Genomic DNA, 16,871 nt, shown 5'->3' on the forward strand with positions numbered 1-16,871 from the left:
GATTTCCATGACACGAGACACCGACCCCGAGACGACAGAGACGCCGGAGAGGAGGGTGCGCACCGACGACGAGCGTGCACGCACCGACGATGAGCATGCACACACCGACGCGCGAACCGACGGTGGCGAAACCGAAACCTCGGGCGCTGACGACGTGGCGCTCGACCCGTGGGGCTCCTCGACCGTCTCCGACTACCGCAAACTGTTCGAGGAGTTCGGCATCGAGGAGTTCGACGACCTGCTCGACGAGGTGCCGAGCCCACACTACCTGATGCGCCGCGGCGTCATCTTCGGCCACCGCGACTACCGCCCGGTGGCGGAGGCGATGCGCGACGACGAGGACTTTGCTGTCCTCTCGGGGTTCATGCCGACGGGCGACCCCCACATCGGCCACAAGCTCGTCTTCGACGAGATCATCTGGCACCAACAGCAGGGCGGCGACGCCTACGGCCTCATCGCCGACCTCGAAGCCCACTCCGCTCGCGGCCTCTCGTGGAACGAGATCGACGAACACGCTCGCGACTACCTGCTGTCGCTCTTGGCGCTCGGCTTCGACGCCGAGGCGGGCGAACTCTACAGACAGTCGGACAACCGCGAACTGCAGGACCTCGCTTTCGAACTCGGCTCGAAGGCGAACTTCTCGGAGTTCGAGGCCATCTACGGCTTCGGCGGCGAGACGAGCGTCTCGCACATGCAGTCGGTCGTCACGCAGATGGCCGACATCCTCTATCCACAGTTAGAGGAACCCAAGCCGACGGTCATCCCGGTCGGCCCCGACCAGGACCCCCACGTCCGCCTCGCGCGCGACCTCGCCTCGCGGATGCGCTTCTTCGGCGTCACCGAAGCGTACGCGAGTTTCGAACTCGACGACCGAGAGAGAACGCTGGTCGCCGCCTGCTACGAACATCTCGACCCCGCCGACTTCGACGACCACGACCTGCGCTGCGTCCACGTCGCGGCGTTTCTCGACGGCGCGACACCCGAGACGCTCGACGAACTCGGCGTCGTCGTCGACTCGGAGACGGTCCGCTCGGCGAGAGGGAAACTCGACGAGGCGGGGATGGAACCGCTCCGTCCGCGCGTTCGGTTCCTCGACCGTAACGCGACGGAGGACGCGTTCGACGCGCTCGTCGAGGCTATCGACGGCGAGAAACGCGTCTTCGACGAGCACGTCGACACCTTCGAACTCTCCGCCGAGGAGGCCGAGGAACTCGCCCGACAGGTCGAGATAGAGAACGGCGGCTACGGCTTCCTCCCTCCATCCTCCATCTACCATCGGTTCATGACCGGCCTCACCGGCGGGAAGATGTCCTCGTCGATTCCGGCGAGTCACATCAGTCTGCTCGACGACCCCCAGGAGGGCTACGACAAGGTCCGGTCGGCGACGACCGGCGGCCGCGAGACGGCCGAACTCCAGCGCGAACTCGGCGGCGAGGCCGACAAATGTCCCGTCTACGAACTGTACGCCTACCTGCTGACGGGCGACGACGACGAGTTCGCAAAGCAGGTGTACGACGAGTGCGTCGGCGGCGAGCGCCTCTGCGGCGGCTGCAAGGAACAGGCGGCCGAACTGATGTACGAGTTCCTCGAAGACCACCAGGGGAAACGCGAGGAGGCCGAGAAACTACTGGAGTCGTTAGAGATCGACCTCGACTCGAAGCGAAGGGGTACCGGCGGCGAGCACTAAGCGGGTAGACTCTCCCGACGCGTCCTCCGTCTACAACTCGATTTCCCTCCCCACGTCCTCGCTCTCCGCCGCCTCGTACACGTGTGCCGCCGTTGCCGCGTCCAAAACTGCCGTGCCGACGCTCGCGACGACTAGTATCTCTTCGTCACCCTCGCGCCCCGATTTCCCCTCGAACACGTCTGATAGCGGCGTGAGGTCCGGCGCCGACAGTCCGGTGCCCGCAACGTCGCCCGTCTCCGCCGCCTCCTCGGGGACGTCCGCGAAGATGCGCACCGCACGCTCTACGGTCTCTGCGTCGAGTTCTCTCATCTCGGCGGTGTACGCGCCGACGGCGACGACGAGCGTCCCCGAATCGAGCGCTGACCCCGGAAAGACGGGTTCTTCGCTGGTCGTCGCCGTGACGACGACGTTCGCGTCATCGACGGCCGCTTCTGGGGAGTCGACCGCTTGAACGTCCACACCGTCGAGTTCGTCCTCGTCTCGCAGGTCTGCCGCGCAGGCCTCGCGCGAGTCGCTCGGCGAGTAGATTCGGACTGATTCGAGGCCCGTCGCCGCCGCGACGGCGCGGGTCTGCCAGCGCGCCTGCGTGCCTGCGCCGACGACGCCGAGACGGAGTTCGTCCCCCTGCGCGAGATGCTTCGCCGAAAGCCCGCCGATGCATCCGGTTCGCGCGTTCGTGATGCGCGTTCCGGCCATGTACGACAGCGGAACGCCCGTTTCTGCATCCGTCAGCGCGATCTGGGCGTTGACCGTCGGCAGGCCGCGCGCTTCGTTCCCGCCGTGGACCGCGGCGAGTTTCGTCGCGTAGGCGTCGGCCCCGTGGAGGTAGGCGGGCATCGTCAGCGCCGTCCCGGCCGGATTCTCGCCCGCTTCGTCGGTGCCGACGGGGAAGTGCGGCCGCGGCGGCCGCTCTACCTCGCCGCGCCCCTGTTTGACGAACGCTGCCTCGATAACGGGCAGGAGGTCCGAAAGCGAGAGCAGGCGGGAGACGTCGTCGTCCGAGAGCACGCGAACCGTGTTCGTACCCATACCGGCCGTTCTCCCGGCGGCGTGGTGAACGTTTCGCGGGTCGATTCGCGGACTCCTCGGAGCGGCGAAACACGCTTGTGTGACGGCATCGATGCACACGCCATGCACGTCGTCGTCGTCGGAGGCGGAATCGTCGGTCTCTCGTGCGGCCACGCGCTCGCAGAGCGGGGCGCGCGCGTCACCGTCTGCGAAGCCGGATCGCTCGGTGGCGGCAGTACCGCCCGCTCCGCCGGCGGCATCCGGACGCAGTTCTCGACGCGCGTGAACGTCGAACTGTCGCTCGCGAGTCTCCCGGTCTGGGAGTCGTTCGAGGAGCGCTTCGACGTCGACATCGCCTACCGGCGGCCGGGGTATCTCTTCCTCGCCCGCGATGTCGCCACCGCCGAGGCGTTCCGCGAGCAGGTGGCGATGCAGAACGACTGCGGCGCGGAGAGCGAGTTACTCTCGCCCCGCGAGGTGGCCGAGCGGTGGCCGCACGTCCGAGGCGAGGAGTTCGCCGCGGCCACGTACTCGCCGCTCGACGGCTTCGCGGACCCGTACCTCGCGCTGCAGGGGTACGCCACCGCGGCCCGGGAGGCGGGCGTCGACGTGCGGACGAAGACGCCCGTCGAGCGTATCGAGCGCGTTGACGGCGAGTCGGGAACCCCCCGGTTTCGCGTCGAGACGGGGGGCGAATCGCCCGAGACGCTCGACGCCGACTCCGTCGTCAACGCCGCGGGCGCGTGGTCGGCCGAAATCGCGGCGATGGTCGGCCTCGACCTGCCCGTCTCGCCCCGGCGGCGACAGGTCGCGGTCGTCGCCCCCGAGACGCCGATTCCGGAGTCCGAACCGCTCACCATCGACCTCGACACGGGGTCGTACTTCCGACCCGAGCGCGAGGGACAGGCGCTCGTCGGCGGGCAGTTCGACGAGGACGACGCCGACGTCGACCCCGACCGGTTCTCGGAGTCGATGGATCTCGACTGGGCGGTGACGGCCGTCGAACGCGCCGCCGACTGCGCCGACTACTTCGGCCCCGAGACCCGGATCGTCCGCGGGTGGGCCGGACTGTACGCCGTGACGCCGGACCACCACCCAATCGTCGAGGAGAGCGCGCCGGGCGTCGTCACCGCCGCCGGGTTCTCGGGGCACGGGTTCCAGCACGCGCCCGCGACGGGCCGCGTCGTCGCCGAACTCTGTCTCGACGGCGAGGCCTCGCACGTCGACGTGTCGGCGCTGTCGTCGTCGCGGTTCGAGTCGGGCGAGGCCATCGAAGAGCGCAACGTCGCCTGACGGCTCCGGCACACCTTCGCCGCTCTCGCAACGCTTTTACTCGACTGTCACAACCTCTCGAACATGGTATCCGAACCGCGACTCGGACGCACGGCTCTCGCACAGCAGTCGCTTCGCGGGTTCGGCTTCTTCTTTGCGGCCGCCTGAGAGCGGCGGACTCTCCGACGACGCGAAGGCGGCGTCGGCGACGAAACCGCTCGGGTCGGCCGGTCGTCCGTCGGCCATCGGCCGACTGTCGGCGTCCTCGCCACGGACGACGAGCGTTCGGAACTGCTAACAGGCGGGCAAACGGTGTCCACGACAATCAGCACTCAGTATGCGACTCCCGGAATCACAGGTCGCGGTGTTGGAAGCCGCGAGTACGGACGAACAGACCGTCGGCGAACTCGCCGACGAGACAGCACTCAAACCCGAGACGGTGACGCGCGCCGCCTTCGACCTGCGCGACGAGGGCCTCGTCGCCATCGAGGAGCGAACCGAGACGACGGCGACGCTCACCGACGAGGGCGAACGGTACGTCGAGGCGGGGCTCCCTGAAGTTCGTCTCTACCGCGCCGCCGTCGAGGCGGGCGCTGGCGACGGCGCAGTTCCGATGGGGCAGGTCTTCGGCGCGTCGGGACTCGAAGGTCCCGAGGTCGACATCGCGTTGTCGAACTTCGCGCGGAAGGGGTACGGCCGCATCGACAGCGGCGAGTTAGTCGTCGACGACGACGCGGATCCCGACGCCGACACGGAAGCCGTGGCGCTCGCTGCGCTCGCCGCGGGCGACGCCGTCGACGACGAGCAGGTACTCGACGAACTCGACCGCCGCGGCCTCGTCGATAGGGACGAGTCGACGGTTCGCTCCGTTTCGCTCACTGACGACGGCGTGACCGCGATGATGGAGGGCGTCGACGTCGCGGAGACCGTCGACCGCCTCACCCCCGAACTGCTCACGTCGGGCGAGTGGCGCGACGTGGAGTTCACCGAGTACAACGTCGCGGCCGACGCGCCCGAGGAGCGCGGCGGGAAGGTCCACGTGCTCCGGCAGACCGCTGAGAGGGTGAAAGATACTCTCGTCGGCATGGGCTTCCAGGAGATGGAGGGTCCGCACGCCGACTCGGAGTTCTGGATCAACGACTGCCTGTTCATGCCGCAGGACCACCCGGCGCGCACCCACTGGGACCAGTTCGCCCTCGACGTGCCGCCGATGAAAGACATCCCCGAAGACCTCCTCGAACGCGTCGAGTCGGCCCATCGCGAGGGCGTCGGCGACGACGGCGACGGCTACCACTCGCCGTGGACCGAAGCCGTGGCTCGCGAAATCGACCTGCGGGGCCACACCACGTCGCTGTCGATGCGCTACCTCTCGGGCTACGCGGAGGGCGAGTTGGAACCGCCGCAGCGATATTTCTCCGTCGAGAAGGTGTACCGCAACGACACGCTCGACGCGACGCACCTGCTGGAGTTCTTCCAGATAGAGGGGTGGGTGATGGCCGAGGACCTCTCGGTACGTGACCTGATGGGGACGTTCGAGGAGTTCTACCGCCAGTTCGGCATCACGGATATCCAGTTCAAACCGCACTACAACCCCTACACGGAGCCGAGTTTCGAACTGTTCGGTCGCCACCCGACGACGGGCGAACTCATCGAGATCGGCAACTCGGGGATGTTCCGCCCCGAGGTCTTAGAGCCGTTGGGCGTCGACTGCGACGTGATGGCGTGGGGCCTCGCGCTCGAACGCCTCGCGATGCTCGTCACCGGTGCCGAGGACATCCGAGACCTGCACGGAACGCTCGCCGACCTCGACTTCCTGCGGAACGCGGAGGTGATTCGCTAATGCCAGTCGTAGACGTAGACACCGACGAACTCCGACAGCTGACCGGTCACGAGGAGAAATCCGACGACGAGTTGAAGGACGACCTATTCGCGCTCGGCCTCGAATACGAGGGCGAGACCGAAGACGGCCTGCTCCAGTTCGAGTTCGGCCCGGACCGCCTCGACCGCCTCTCGGTCGAGGGCGTCGCCCGGTCGCTTCGCTACCAGTACGGCGACGACCGCGGGGTGTACGTCCCGCAGACGAACTCGCCGGACTGGACTATCGACGTCGACGAGTCGGTGCCCGAACAGCGGCCGTACGTGACGGGCGCTATCGTCCGCGGCGTGAATCTGGACGAGGACGCCCTCGACTCGCTCATCCAGTTACAGGAGAAACTCCACGCGACGATGGGGCGAAAGCGCGTCAAGGGCGCTATCGGTATCCACGATCTGGTGATGCTGAAGGGGACGGACCTCGGCGAGCGCGAGGTCGGGACCGAGAGCGGTCCCGAGGCGGTGAACGAGCGACGCGAGTCGAGTCCGCAAACGAGCGGTAACTCCATCAGCTACCGCGGGGTCGACCCCGACGGCGAGCGGTTCGTCCCGCTCGACTCGGACGCCGAACTCACGCCCGCGGAAGTGCTCGAGCAGCACCCGACCGGGGAAAAATACGCAGACATCGTCGCCGACTACGACCGCTACCCGGCCATCTACGACGAACTCGGCCTCTTCTCGTTCCCGCCGGTCATCAACGGCCGCCGGACCGAAGTCGACGAGGACTCCACCGACCTGTTCGTCGAACTCACCGGCACCGACCAGTGGACCATCGACAAGATGTGCAACATCATCTGCTACGCACTCTCGGCGCGCGGCGGGACTATCGAGCAAGTGGAAGTCGAGACCCCGGACGGAACGCTCGTCCGCCCGGACTTCGAGGTGGAGACCAAGACAGTCGGACACGACCGCATCGAGACGCTCTTGGGAACTGAACTCGACTTCGAGGAAGTTGTCGATCTGTTCGAGCGCTCCGGCCTCGACGCCACGACGAACCTCGGCGACGAGATGAGCTACGACGTCGAGATTCCGCCGTACCGCGTCGACGTGCTGCATCCGGTCGACCTCGTCGACGACGCGGGCCGCGCCTACGGCTTCAACACGCTCGAACCGCGCTACCCCGACGTGGGGACCGTCGGCGGCCGTCACGAGCACTCGGACCTCGAACGCGCGGTGCGCGAGCGACTCGTCGGCCTCGGCTTCGAGGATATGCTCAACTTCCACATGACCGACGAGGCGACGAACTACGACCGAATGAATGTGGAGTACGACGCCGACGGGGGCGACGACGGCGATACCGCCCTCGGCGCGACACCGCCGGTCCGCATCGTCGAACCCTACAGCGAAGATTACACGATGTTGCGGACGTGGGCGTTGCCGTCGCTCGTGACGGTGCTGGAGAACAACACCCACCGCGCGTATCCGCAGGACCTCTCGGAAGTCGGCTTCGTCGCCCACGAGGACGACAGCGAGAACACCGGCGTCGCCGAGAGCCACCGCGTCGCGGGCGTGCTCGCGCGCTACGACGCCACCTACGAGGACGCGAAAGCCAAACTGCAGGCGCTCTGTCGCGACTTCGGCGTCGACCTGGAGACGCCAGCCGCCGAACACCCGTCGTTCATCGACGGGCGGACCGCCGCCGTCGTCGTCGACGGCGAGCGTGTGGGTGTTATCGGTGAACTCCATCCCGAGGTGCTGGTGGAACACGACCTCGAACTCCCCGTCGTCGCGTTCGAGTTCGAGTTGTCGGCGTTGGAGTAGGGCGCTCGCGTCTCTGTTTCCCAGGAGCACCCTTCGTTTTCGCACGAACTGTAACCGGTGCGCGATCTATTCTCCCTCGCTGAACCGCGGATAACTCGAACGAATATCTATTTCTGCGTTATTCTTCTTGGGAATCTCAGCCTCCGGTGGATATATGTGGCTGATTGTCGCACATCGACTCGTCATGAATCCTCACGAAAAACAATTTGAGACGTTGTCGGTGACGCACGGCGAACGCGGACAGCGCCCCGCCGAGGGCGTCGAGGACGTCGTCGTTCCCCTCCACCTGAGTTCGACGTACGAGATTCCCGACATCGATCCCACTGTCGGTCTCGAAGATTTGGACCCCGACGAGGGACAGTTCCTCTACTCCCGCCTCTCGAACCCGACGCGGAACGCGCTCGAACACCGGCTGGCGGCGCTCGAAGGCGGTGACTATGGGTTTGCCTTCGCCTCCGGCACCGCGGCCATCGTCGCGACGGTGATGGCCGCCGTCGAACCCGGCGACCACGTCGTCGCCTTCGACGACCTCTACGGCGGCACGCGAACGATGCTCACCCGACTGTTCGAGGAGCGCCTGCACGTCGACGTCTCGTTCGTCGACGCCCGCGAAGTCGAAACCGTCGCCGACGCGATGTGCGAAGAGACCGCGTTGGTCTGGATGGAGACGCCGACGAACCCGCTGCTTCGGCTCTGCGACATCGAAGCCATCGCCGGGGTCGCCCGCGAACACGACGCGCTGCTCGGCGTCGACAACACGTTCCTCAGTCCGGCGTGCCAGAACCCGCTCGAACTCGGTGCCGACGTGGTCGTCCACAGCACGACGAAGTACCTCAACGGCCACAGCGACTCGCTGGGCGGGGCGGCCATCACCGACTGTCCGAACCTGTCGGAGGAGATCGCGTTCCTCCAGCGCGTCGGCATGGGGAACATGCTCTCGCCGTTCGACTCGTATCTCGTCCTCCGGGGGACGAAGACGCTCCCGCTTCGGATGCGCCAGCACACCGAGAACGCGATGGACGTTGCGCGGTTCTTGGAGGACCACGACCGCGTCCGAGCGGTCCACTACCCCGGGCTGGAGAGTCATCCGCAACACGAACTGGCGAACCGGCAGATGTCCGGCTACGGCGGGGTGCTCTCGGTCGAACTCGACACGGACCTCGACGGCACCGCCGCGTTCCTCGGCCACCTCTCGGAGTTCTCGCTGGCGGTGAGTTTGGGCGGTGTGGAGTCGCTCGTCGAACATCCAGCGACGATGACGCACTCGCCGCTGTCGCAGGCCGAACGCGACGAACTCGGCATCTCTAACTCCTTGATTCGCCTCTCGGTCGGCGTCGAACACGTCGACGACCTCGTTTCGGATTTGGAGGCCGGGTTCGTGGCGTTGGCGTCGCACTCGGTGACGGGCGGCGACGCGGCGGCGATGTCCGACGACTGATTCGGTTCGTTCGGCCGTTTCGCGTTCCCGTTTCGCCTCCTCGTAGTCATCCGTCGGTTTTCACCTCTTTTCGCCCCGTGAGCGTCTCAGGGTCGAGGCGGAACTCTCTGAACGCGATCTCCTCCGGCGGACGATCGAAGATGTCGACCTCCGGAATCTGGACGGCCCACAGTCCCTGCACGGCGCTCGACTCGTAGGGCGCCTCCGTCACGTCTTCGAGCCTCCCGGTCGCGACGACGCTCCGCCATCCTTCGTCCGTTCTGTCCTGCGTGACGAAGGCGACGGGTCTGTCGATGACTTCGGCTTTCGTGCTCTCGGGCGGAAACGAGAGTCGGAAGTAGAACCCTCCCGTCTCGGCGTCGTACCCGTACGAGACTGGCACGGTGAACGGTGATTCGTCGACCCCCTGGCCGAAGGAGATGACGCCCGTCCCGCCTCTGTCGAGGAACTCGTCCAGTTCGTTGCCGCTCATCTGTACCCACCGAATGCCTTGCATATGCCGTAGTACGTCACAGGAGCACAAAATACTCCAATCGCCGTCCCCGGTCACAGGTAGCCGATGGTTGACGACTCCCCCGTGTCCCAACCGAGGCGTTTAACAGCGGCCCGAGGAGTAGACTTCGACGAGAATGCCCAGTGGTGCATACGACCCGGAGGCCACGGAACGAAAGTGGCAGGAGCGGTGGCTCGACGAGGAGACGTACGACTACGACGACGCCGCGGTAGACGGGGACACCGTCTTCTCCATCGACTCGCCGCCGCCGACGGTGTCGGGGAGTCTCCACTGGGGCCACGTCTACGGATTCACGCTCCAGGACTTCGTCGCCCGGTTCGAGCGGATGCGCGGCGAGAACGTCTACTTCCCGTTCGGCTACGACGACAACGGCATCGCCTCCGAGCGACTGACCGAGAACGAACTCGATATCCGGCACCAAGATTACGAGCGCCGCGAGTTCCAACAGCTCTGCCGCGAGGTCTGCGCCGAGTACGAGTCGGAGTTCACCGAGAAGATGCAAGCGCTCGGAATCTCCATCGACTGGGACCACACCTACCGAACTATCGAACCGCGCGTCCAGCGCGCCTCCCAGCTCTCCTTCATCGAACTGTACGAGCAGGGCCGCGAGTACCGCCAGCGAGCACCCGCTATCTGGTGTCCCGAGTGCGAAACCGCGATTTCGCAAGTGGAGACCGAGGACGACGAACGACCGAGTCACTTCCACGACATCGAGTTCCAGGTGACTGACTCCGACGAATCGTTCGTCATCTCGACGACGCGACCCGAACTGCTTCCAGCTTGTGTGGCCGTCTTCGTCCACCCCGACGACGACGAGAACCAGCATCTCGTGGGGCAGGAAGCGACGATTCCGCTGTTCGGTCAGTCCGTCCCCGTCATCGCCGACGACCGCGTCGACATGGAGACGGGGTCGGGCATCGTCATGTGCTGTACGTTCGGCGACCAGAACGACATCGAGTGGTACCAGGCGCACGCCTTGGACCTCCGCATCGCCATCGACGAGTCCGGGACGCTCACCGAGGAAGCCGACGCCTATGCTGGTCTGGACCGCGACGAGGCACGCGAAGCTATCGTCTCGGACCTCGACGACGCGGGCTACCTCTTGGACCGTCGCGCCATCACTCACGTGGTGAACGTCCACGAGCGCTGTGGGACGTCCGTCGAGTTCCTCGTCACCGAGCAGTGGTACATCAAACTGCTCGACAAGACCGACGAGTATCTCGAAGCCGGAAGAGAGATGGAGTGGTTCCCCGAGAAGATGTTCACGCGGTACAAGAACTGGATTGAGGGGCTCCAGTGGGACTGGTCCATCTCGCGGCAGCGCTCCTCGGGGATTCCGTTCCCCGTCTGGTACTGCGCGGAGTGCGACCACGAGATCATCGCCCGCAAAGAGGACCTGCCGGTCGACCCGCTCTCTGACGACCCGCCGGTCGACGCCTGCCCGGAGTGCGGCCACGACGAGTTCGTCGCCGAAGACGACGTGTTCGACACGTGGGCCACCTCTTCGCTGACGCCGCTCATCAACGCCGGATGGGACTGGGACCCGGAGACGGAGGAGTACGCGATGGAGCGCCCCGAGATCTACCCGTTCGACGTGCGCCCGCAGGGCCACGACATCATCTCGTTCTGGTTGTTCCACACCGTCGTGAAGTGCTACGAGCACACCGGCGAGGTGCCGTTCGACTCGGTGATGATCAACGGGATGGTGCTCGACGAGAACCGCGTGAAGATGTCCAAATCCCTCGGCAACATCGTCTCGCCGGACGAAGTTCTCGAAAAGTACCCTGTCGACGCCGCGCGCTACTGGGCCGCCGGGAGCGCCGTCGGCGACGACCTGCCGTACAACGAGAAAGGCATCGTCGCGGGCGAGAAGTTGCTCCGTAAGCTCTGGAACGCCTCGAAACTCGTCGATAGTCTCACCCCCGACGAGCGACTCGACCGGCCGGACCTGAAGGCTATCGACCGCTGGTTGCTCGCGGAGATGGACGACACCGTTCGGTTCGTCACCGAGAAACTCGAAGCGAGAGAGTTCTCGAAGGCGCGCGACCACCTCCGGAGTTTCTTCTGGCACACGTTCTGCGACGACTACCTCGAAATCGCCAAGGAACGCGACGACGAGTCGGCCGCGTACACCCTGCAGACGGCGCACCGCCGATTCCTGAAACTGTTCGCGCCGTTCCTCGCGCACATCACCGAGGAACTCTGGCGCGAACTGTACGACGATCGGAGCGTCCACAACACCGAGTGGCCCGAACCCCTCGGTCTCGACGCCGACCACGAGGCGGGCGAGACGGCGATGGCCGTCGTCGGCGCGCTCCGCAAGTACAAGAGCGGCGCCCAACTGTCGCTGAACGCCTCTATCGACACCGTGGAAGTGTACGGTAACGTCGCCGGCTTCGAGGAGGACATCCAGCGCGTGATGCACGTCGATTCGCTGTCGACGCTGGACGAGGAACCCGAAATCGAGTCCGTCGTGACCGGCATCGACCTCGACTACTCCGTCGTCGGCCCCGAGTACGGCAGTCAGGTGCCGGAGATAGAGGCGGGTCTGGAGGCTGGCGAGTACGAACTCGACGACGACTCGCTCTCGGTCTCGGGCATCGAGCTCGACGCCGAGATGTTCGAGGTGGACCGTGAACGTCGCTACACCGGCGAGGGCGAGATGCTCGAAGCGGGCGATGCCATCGTCATCGTGCAGAACTGAGATACGGAGACGATTCCCGTACGCGGCGTTGCGGTTTTTCTGTTCTCGCTACAGGTCGACGCCGACCGCGGCCTCGGCGCTATCGAAGCCGTCGCGCTCCAGCAGGTCGAGCAGGCCTCGATTGATATCGCGGGCGACGCTCGGCCCCTCGTAGACGAGCGCCGTGTACAACTGGACGAGGCTCGCGCCCGCGCGTATCTTCTCGTACGCACCTTCGGCATCCGAGACGCCGCCGACGCCGATGACGGGCACGTCGGTCCGGCGGGCGACGAACCGTATCATCTTGGTCGCGCGGTTCTCGATGGGCTTGCCCGAGAGACCGCCCCTCTCCGCTTGGTTCGGACTCCGGAGGGAGGCGGGTCGCTCCGTCGTCGTGTTGGTGGCGACGACGCCGTCGAGGTCGAGGTCGTCGATGACGGCCAGCGCCTCTTCGATGGCCGGTTCCGGTAGGTCGGGGGAGAACTTCACGAGTAGCGGAGACGCCCCAGCGCCTCTGAGCGCGCCGAGAATCCGTTCTAGCGCCTCGCGGTTCTGGAGTTCGCGGAGTCCGGGCGTGTTCGGACTGGAGACGTTGACAACGAAGTAGTCACCCGCGTCGGCGACGCGCTCGTAGGTGTAGCGATAGTCCTCGGCGGCCTCCTCCAGCGGCGTAGACTTCGACTTGCCGATATTGATACCGACCGGGACGTCGGGGAACTCGCCCGCGTTGAGTCGCTCGCCCACCGCGTCGGCGCCGTGGTTGTTGAAGCCCATTCGGTTGATGATAGCCTCGTCCTCGGGGAGGCGGAACATCCGCGGACGGGGGTTGCCGGGTTGGCGCTCGGCGGTGACGCCACCGACCTCGACGTGGCCGAAGCCGAGGGCGGCGAGCACCGAGGGGATCTCGGCGTTCTTGTCGAAGCCGGCAGCGACACCGATGGGGTTCGGGAACGATTCGCCCAACACATTGACGCCGAGGCGGGCGTCGTCGACGGCGTAGCGACACGCGAGTGCGTCCTCTACTCGCGTGTGCTGTACGGCGCGGAGCAGGCTGTGGGTCGCTCGGTGGGCCGTCTCGGGGGGAAGCGCGAACAGCGCGGGTTTCATCGCGTCGTACAGTCGCATCGTGTGTACGCTGCCGACGCGGCCGCATTAATCCGCCGGACGACGCCTCCGGTCGTCGGACGCACCGCTCGGCGGGTAGGGCTATCGGGATACGCGCGCCTCAGAAGTCGTGCTCTACTTCGTCCGGGTCGGCCTTCTGGATGATTATCTTGTTGTCCCGGACGCGGACGAACACCTCGTCACCGATCTCGAGACCGGCGACGGCGAGTTCGTCCTCGTGGAGGTTGACGTGCACGTTGTGGTATTCGCCGTTGTCGTCTTTGGCACCACTCGGGCTGAGCTTCTTTTTCCGGACCATCGCGGTTGTCTACTCGAAGTTCGCCGTAGGATATACATAAGTGTTGTCTCACCGCGGCCTGAACGCGCGCGAGAGACGACATGCCGAACTGACGGACGTTTCAGTCGCAACGGGGGTTTTCTCTCCCGTAATCGCCAGCACGCGAGACGGTAATATTTAACTGTTTCGTCGGATAGTGCTCATTTAGCCGATATATTTATAACAAACCGTGTGTTCGGTTGCCATGGAGAGCAGAAAACCATGGTACGTGAAGACGGTAAGCGCAATTTCGCACTTCGAGAGTCGAGTGGTACAGAATCGAGCGTGTTCTCGGGGAACACCCCCCGTCAAGCGGCGTTGAAGGCCGCGAGACGGCTCGAACCGGGCAGCTCCGAGGAGAGCGCCGACCGGACCGAACTCCGACTCCGAGAGAAGGGGACCGACAAGGTCCACATCTACGACGGGTGGGCCTGGAACGAGACCGCACCCGACAACAAACCCGACTGGATGCCCGACGACATCACCGAGGCGAACGTCTCGAAGAAGGGCATCGAGCACATCGAAGAGTAGGTCATTCGGCGTTCGGATATCTTTTGGAAGCCGCTGCTCTCCGACAGGGTTTTTTAGCGCCTGCTCGGAGGCTCGGGTGCGCGGCTATCACTCGACCAGACTGTACGCGCGACGCGTGGGATGACCGGTCGACCTCCTGCCGTGCGACATTCGTTCGCCGAGTTACGACGCCGTCGAGTCGTTTCTCCGTCCGAAACTATCGCGTGACTCTGACTCTCCCGTCGTGTGAAACCGCATGACGCGGTGCCATCGCTTCGACGCTCTTTTATGTAACCCTTCCATTGCTGGTAATGCGACGGTCGCCCCCGACGGGGTGACCGGGGTTGCCCCGAAATCGTGCTCCGCACGGACCCTGCGGCAATCCCGAGACGACGCCCTTATGTACCACGGGCGTTCACGTCGAAGTACGCCGAGGTCGCCGCCGGATATCGATTCTGGCGACGATCGGCATCCGATGCCCTTAAGTGTATCAGGGCATTCGGAGGTAATGCGGAACGACAAGACACGATGCGATTGCGAGGCCGTTCAACTCGGCTATCAATCGTGGACTGGGTCGAAGCGAATCCGACGGGTTTATACCCGTCAATCGCATCGACTTAGGTCCGAAGGAAATGAGGATTCCGCCCCTGCGGTCCGCCGTACAGACGGAATCTGATGTGAGCCAACGTAGTTCGGTGACACCCGACCGACCGACGGTCCCGTCGCCGAACTCGGACCATGCAATACCTATAACGGTGATTCGCTCCCGTCAGGGAGCAAATCCCGCCACGCCCCCCGAGTCTCTGACTCGGGAGCATTCCGGTTGATCCTGCCGGAGGTCATTGCTATCAGGGTCCGATTTAGCCATGCTAGTTGTACGAGTTCAGACTCGTAGCGGATAGCTCAGTAACACGTGGCCAAACTACCCTACGGAGAGCGATAACCTCGGGAAACTGAGGCTAATAGCTCATACCGTACTCGCGCTGGAATGCCGAGTACCACAAACGCTCCGGCGCCGTAGGATGTGGCTGCGGCCGATTAGGTAGACGGTGGGGTAACGGCCCACCGTGCCGATAATCGGTACGGGTTGTGAGAGCAAGAGCCCGGAGACGGAATCTGAGACAAGATTCCGGGCCCTACGGGGCGCAGCAGGCGCGAAACCTTTACACTGCACGACAGTGCGACAAGGGGACCCTGAGTGCGAGGGCATACAGTCCTCGCTTTTGTCGACCGTAAGAAGGTCGACGAATAAGAGCTGGGCAAGACCGGTGCCAGCCGCCGCGGTAATACCGGCAGCTCGAGTGATGACCGCTATTATTGGGCCTAAAGCGTCCGTAGCTGGCCGCGTAAGTCCATCGGGAAATCCATCCGCTCAACGGATGGGCGTCCGGTGGAAACTACACGGCTTGGAGCCGGAAGACCCAAGGGGTACGTCCGGGGTAGGAGTGAAATCCCGTAATCCTGGACGGACCACCGATGGCGAAAGCACCTTGGGAAGACGGACTCGACAGTGAGGGACGAAAGCTAGGGTCTCGAACCGGATTAGATACCCGGGTAGTCCTAGCCGTAAACGATGCCTGTTAGGTGTGGCACCCACTACGAGTGGGTGCTGTGCCGTAGGGAAGCCGCTAAACAGGCCGCCTGGGAAGTACGTCCGCAAGGATGAAACTTAAAGGAATTGGCGGGGGAGCACTACAACCGGAGGAGCCTGCGGTTTAATTGGACTCAACGCCGGACATCTCACCAGCATCGACAGTAGCGATGATCATCAGGTTGATGACCTCTATGCTGAGCTACTGAGAGGAGGTGCATGGCCGCCGTCAGCTCGTACCGTGAGGCGTCCTGTTAAGTCAGGCAACGAGCGAGACCCGCATCCTTAATTGCCAGCAACACCCCCGGGTGGTTGGGTACATTAAGGAGACTGCCGTGGCTAACACGGAGGAAGGAACGGGCAACGGTAGGTCAGTATGCCCCGAATGTGCTGGGCAACACGCGGGCTACAATGGCCGGGACAAAGGGTTCCAACCTCGAAAGAGGGCGGTAATCTCAGAAACCCGGTCGTAGTTCGGATTGTGGGCTGAAACTCGCCCACATGAAGCTGGATTCGGTAGTAATCGCGTATCAGAAGTGCGCGGTGAATACGTCCCTGCTCCTTGCACACACCGCCCGTCAAAGCACCCGAGTGAGGTCCGGATGAGGCTACCACACGGTAGTCGAATCTGGGCTTCGCAAGGGGGCTTAAGTCGTAACAAGGTAGCCGTAGGGGAATCTGCGGCTGGATCACCTCCTACTGACCCGTGACCACCCCGACGTGGGTGGCACACCTTTCATTGCGCGCGTCCGAGATCGCTGACGACCCGTCGATCGGTCGGGCACCTCAGAACTACGTTGGCTCCACAAAGACGCTCCTGCTCTTCACGACCGAAGAGCAGGAGTGGGCCCATAGCTCAGTGGTAGAGTGCCTCCTTTGCAAGGAGGATGCCCAGGGTTCGAATCCCTGTGGGTCCATACTCGGACCTGATTCGAGAACCGTGTGCCTTAAGTGGCAGACGCCACTCGATTCAGATCCGAAGCAAGACCGATGCACCACCCCGTGCAAGCGCGGGTGGGAAGGGTTGAACACGCGACCATTCACTCCGGCGCGTGTCATGAAACCGTGTGTACGTGCAATCCAGACGTCCACTG

At 64.5% G+C, this 16,871-nt stretch carries 12 protein-coding genes, 1 tRNA gene and 1 rRNA gene; 9 read left to right on the forward strand and 5 right to left on the reverse strand.

What is annotated here, in order from left to right; all coding sequences use genetic code 11:
- Nucleotides 1–7 precede the first annotated feature (7 nt).
- Nucleotides 8–1,687: a tryptophan--tRNA ligase gene (locus LAQ74_RS15600; RefSeq protein ID WP_224333476.1), complete on the forward strand. Its 1,680-nt coding sequence runs from the start codon at nucleotides 8–10 to the stop codon at nucleotides 1,685–1,687.
- Nucleotides 1,688–1,717: 30 nt separating this feature from the next.
- Here LAQ74_RS15600 and LAQ74_RS15605 read toward each other — a convergent pair whose 3' ends face one another.
- Nucleotides 1,718–2,716 (reverse strand): ornithine cyclodeaminase family protein, encoded by a 999-nt coding sequence (locus LAQ74_RS15605; protein ID WP_224333477.1) that lies wholly within the window; start codon nucleotides 2,714–2,716, stop codon nucleotides 1,718–1,720.
- A gap of 102 nt (nucleotides 2,717–2,818) precedes the next feature.
- Here LAQ74_RS15605 and LAQ74_RS15610 point away from each other — a divergent pair, with 102 nt between their 5' ends.
- Nucleotides 2,819–3,988 carry an NAD(P)/FAD-dependent oxidoreductase gene (locus LAQ74_RS15610; protein ID WP_224333479.1) on the forward strand — a complete coding sequence of 390 codons (1,170 nt, stop codon included), beginning with the start codon at nucleotides 2,819–2,821 and terminating at the stop codon, nucleotides 3,986–3,988.
- Nucleotides 3,989–4,024: 36 nt separating this feature from the next.
- Here LAQ74_RS15610 and LAQ74_RS15615 read toward each other — a convergent pair whose 3' ends face one another.
- A complete protein-coding gene (locus LAQ74_RS15615) occupies nucleotides 4,025–4,213 on the reverse strand; it encodes a hypothetical protein (protein WP_224333480.1) in 189 nt (62 codons plus the stop codon).
- A 91-nt stretch (nucleotides 4,214–4,304) separates the two neighbouring features.
- Here LAQ74_RS15615 and pheS point away from each other — a divergent pair, with 91 nt between their 5' ends.
- From pheS to LAQ74_RS15630, 3 genes are all read left to right on the forward strand, one after another.
- Entirely contained in the window at nucleotides 4,305–5,807 is a 1,503-nt protein-coding gene (pheS, locus tag LAQ74_RS15620) for a phenylalanine--tRNA ligase subunit alpha (RefSeq protein WP_224333482.1), read from the forward strand.
- Complete coding sequence (gene pheT / locus LAQ74_RS15625) at nucleotides 5,807–7,600, forward strand: phenylalanine--tRNA ligase subunit beta (protein WP_224333483.1); 1,794 nt, start codon at nucleotides 5,807–5,809, stop codon at nucleotides 7,598–7,600. Before pheS ends, pheT begins: the two co-directional genes overlap by 1 nt.
- A 184-nt stretch (nucleotides 7,601–7,784) precedes the next feature.
- Entirely contained in the window at nucleotides 7,785–9,038 is a 1,254-nt protein-coding gene (locus tag LAQ74_RS15630; RefSeq protein WP_224333484.1) for a trans-sulfuration enzyme family protein, read from the forward strand.
- A 46-nt stretch (nucleotides 9,039–9,084) separates the two neighbouring features.
- Here the strand turns inward: LAQ74_RS15630 and LAQ74_RS15635 are convergent, their stop codons facing one another.
- Complete coding sequence (locus tag LAQ74_RS15635; protein WP_224333485.1) at nucleotides 9,085–9,534, reverse strand: pyridoxamine 5'-phosphate oxidase family protein; 450 nt, start codon at nucleotides 9,532–9,534, stop codon at nucleotides 9,085–9,087.
- 133 nt (nucleotides 9,535–9,667) lie between these two features.
- On the opposite strand from LAQ74_RS15635, the gene LAQ74_RS15640 reads away from it, so the two are divergent.
- A complete protein-coding gene (locus LAQ74_RS15640; protein WP_224333487.1) occupies nucleotides 9,668–12,256 on the forward strand; it encodes a valine--tRNA ligase in 2,589 nt (862 codons plus the stop codon).
- A 48-nt stretch (nucleotides 12,257–12,304) separates the two neighbouring features.
- On the opposite strand, the gene LAQ74_RS15645 is transcribed toward LAQ74_RS15640, so the two are convergent.
- Together LAQ74_RS15645 and LAQ74_RS15650 are read right to left on the reverse strand one after the other, a co-directional pair.
- Complete coding sequence (locus LAQ74_RS15645) at nucleotides 12,305–13,360, reverse strand: quinone-dependent dihydroorotate dehydrogenase (RefSeq protein WP_224333488.1); 1,056 nt, start codon at nucleotides 13,358–13,360, stop codon at nucleotides 12,305–12,307.
- A 100-nt stretch (nucleotides 13,361–13,460) separates the two neighbouring features.
- Nucleotides 13,461–13,658 (reverse strand): AbrB/MazE/SpoVT family DNA-binding domain-containing protein, encoded by a 198-nt coding sequence (locus LAQ74_RS15650; protein WP_224333490.1) that lies wholly within the window; start codon nucleotides 13,656–13,658, stop codon nucleotides 13,461–13,463.
- A gap of 240 nt (nucleotides 13,659–13,898) precedes the next feature.
- On the opposite strand from LAQ74_RS15650, the gene LAQ74_RS15655 reads away from it, so the two are divergent.
- The 3 genes from LAQ74_RS15655 (at nucleotide 13,899) to LAQ74_RS15665 (ending at nucleotide 16,694) form a co-directional block, all read left to right on the forward strand.
- Nucleotides 13,899–14,207, forward strand: coding sequence for a non-histone chromosomal MC1 family protein (locus tag LAQ74_RS15655; RefSeq protein ID WP_224333491.1), 309 nt, complete (start codon nucleotides 13,899–13,901; stop codon nucleotides 14,205–14,207).
- Between the two features lie 795 nt (nucleotides 14,208–15,002).
- Nucleotides 15,003–16,475: ribosomal RNA gene (locus tag LAQ74_RS15660) — 16S ribosomal RNA — on the forward strand.
- A 147-nt stretch (nucleotides 16,476–16,622) separates the two neighbouring features.
- Nucleotides 16,623–16,694 (forward strand) — tRNA-Ala (locus LAQ74_RS15665).
- Nucleotides 16,695–16,871: the final 177 nt, after the last annotated feature.

This window comes from Haloprofundus halobius (genome assembly GCF_020097835.1).
GTDB lineage: Archaea > Halobacteriota > Halobacteria > Halobacteriales > Haloferacaceae > Haloprofundus > Haloprofundus halobius.

What these genes read in the sequence shown, in the direction of transcription:
- LAQ74_RS15605 (WP_224333477.1), bottom strand. Translation starts at nt 2,716, where the DNA reads ATGGGTACGAACACGGTTCGCGTGCTCTCGGACGACGACGTCTCCCGC.
- LAQ74_RS15645 (WP_224333488.1), bottom strand. Translation starts at nt 13,360, where the DNA reads ATGCGACTGTACGACGCGATGAAACCCGCGCTGTTCGCGCTTCCCCCC.
- LAQ74_RS15615 (WP_224333480.1), bottom strand. Translation starts at nt 4,213, where the DNA reads ATGGCCGACGGACGACCGGCCGACCCGAGCGGTTTCGTCGCCGACGCC.
- LAQ74_RS15630 (WP_224333484.1), top strand. Translation starts at nt 7,785, where the DNA reads ATGAATCCTCACGAAAAACAATTTGAGACGTTGTCGGTGACGCACGGC.
- LAQ74_RS15640 (WP_224333487.1), top strand. Translation starts at nt 9,668, where the DNA reads ATGCCCAGTGGTGCATACGACCCGGAGGCCACGGAACGAAAGTGGCAG.
- LAQ74_RS15610 (WP_224333479.1), top strand. Translation starts at nt 2,819, where the DNA reads ATGCACGTCGTCGTCGTCGGAGGCGGAATCGTCGGTCTCTCGTGCGGC.
- LAQ74_RS15635 (WP_224333485.1), bottom strand. Translation starts at nt 9,534, where the DNA reads ATGCAAGGCATTCGGTGGGTACAGATGAGCGGCAACGAACTGGACGAG.
- LAQ74_RS15650 (WP_224333490.1), bottom strand. Translation starts at nt 13,658, where the DNA reads ATGGTCCGGAAAAAGAAGCTCAGCCCGAGTGGTGCCAAAGACGACAAC.
- LAQ74_RS15600 (WP_224333476.1), top strand. Translation starts at nt 8, where the DNA reads ATGACACGAGACACCGACCCCGAGACGACAGAGACGCCGGAGAGGAGG.
- pheT (WP_224333483.1), top strand. Translation starts at nt 5,807, where the DNA reads ATGCCAGTCGTAGACGTAGACACCGACGAACTCCGACAGCTGACCGGT.
- LAQ74_RS15655 (WP_224333491.1), top strand. Translation starts at nt 13,899, where the DNA reads ATGGTACGTGAAGACGGTAAGCGCAATTTCGCACTTCGAGAGTCGAGT.
- pheS (WP_224333482.1), top strand. Translation starts at nt 4,305, where the DNA reads ATGCGACTCCCGGAATCACAGGTCGCGGTGTTGGAAGCCGCGAGTACG.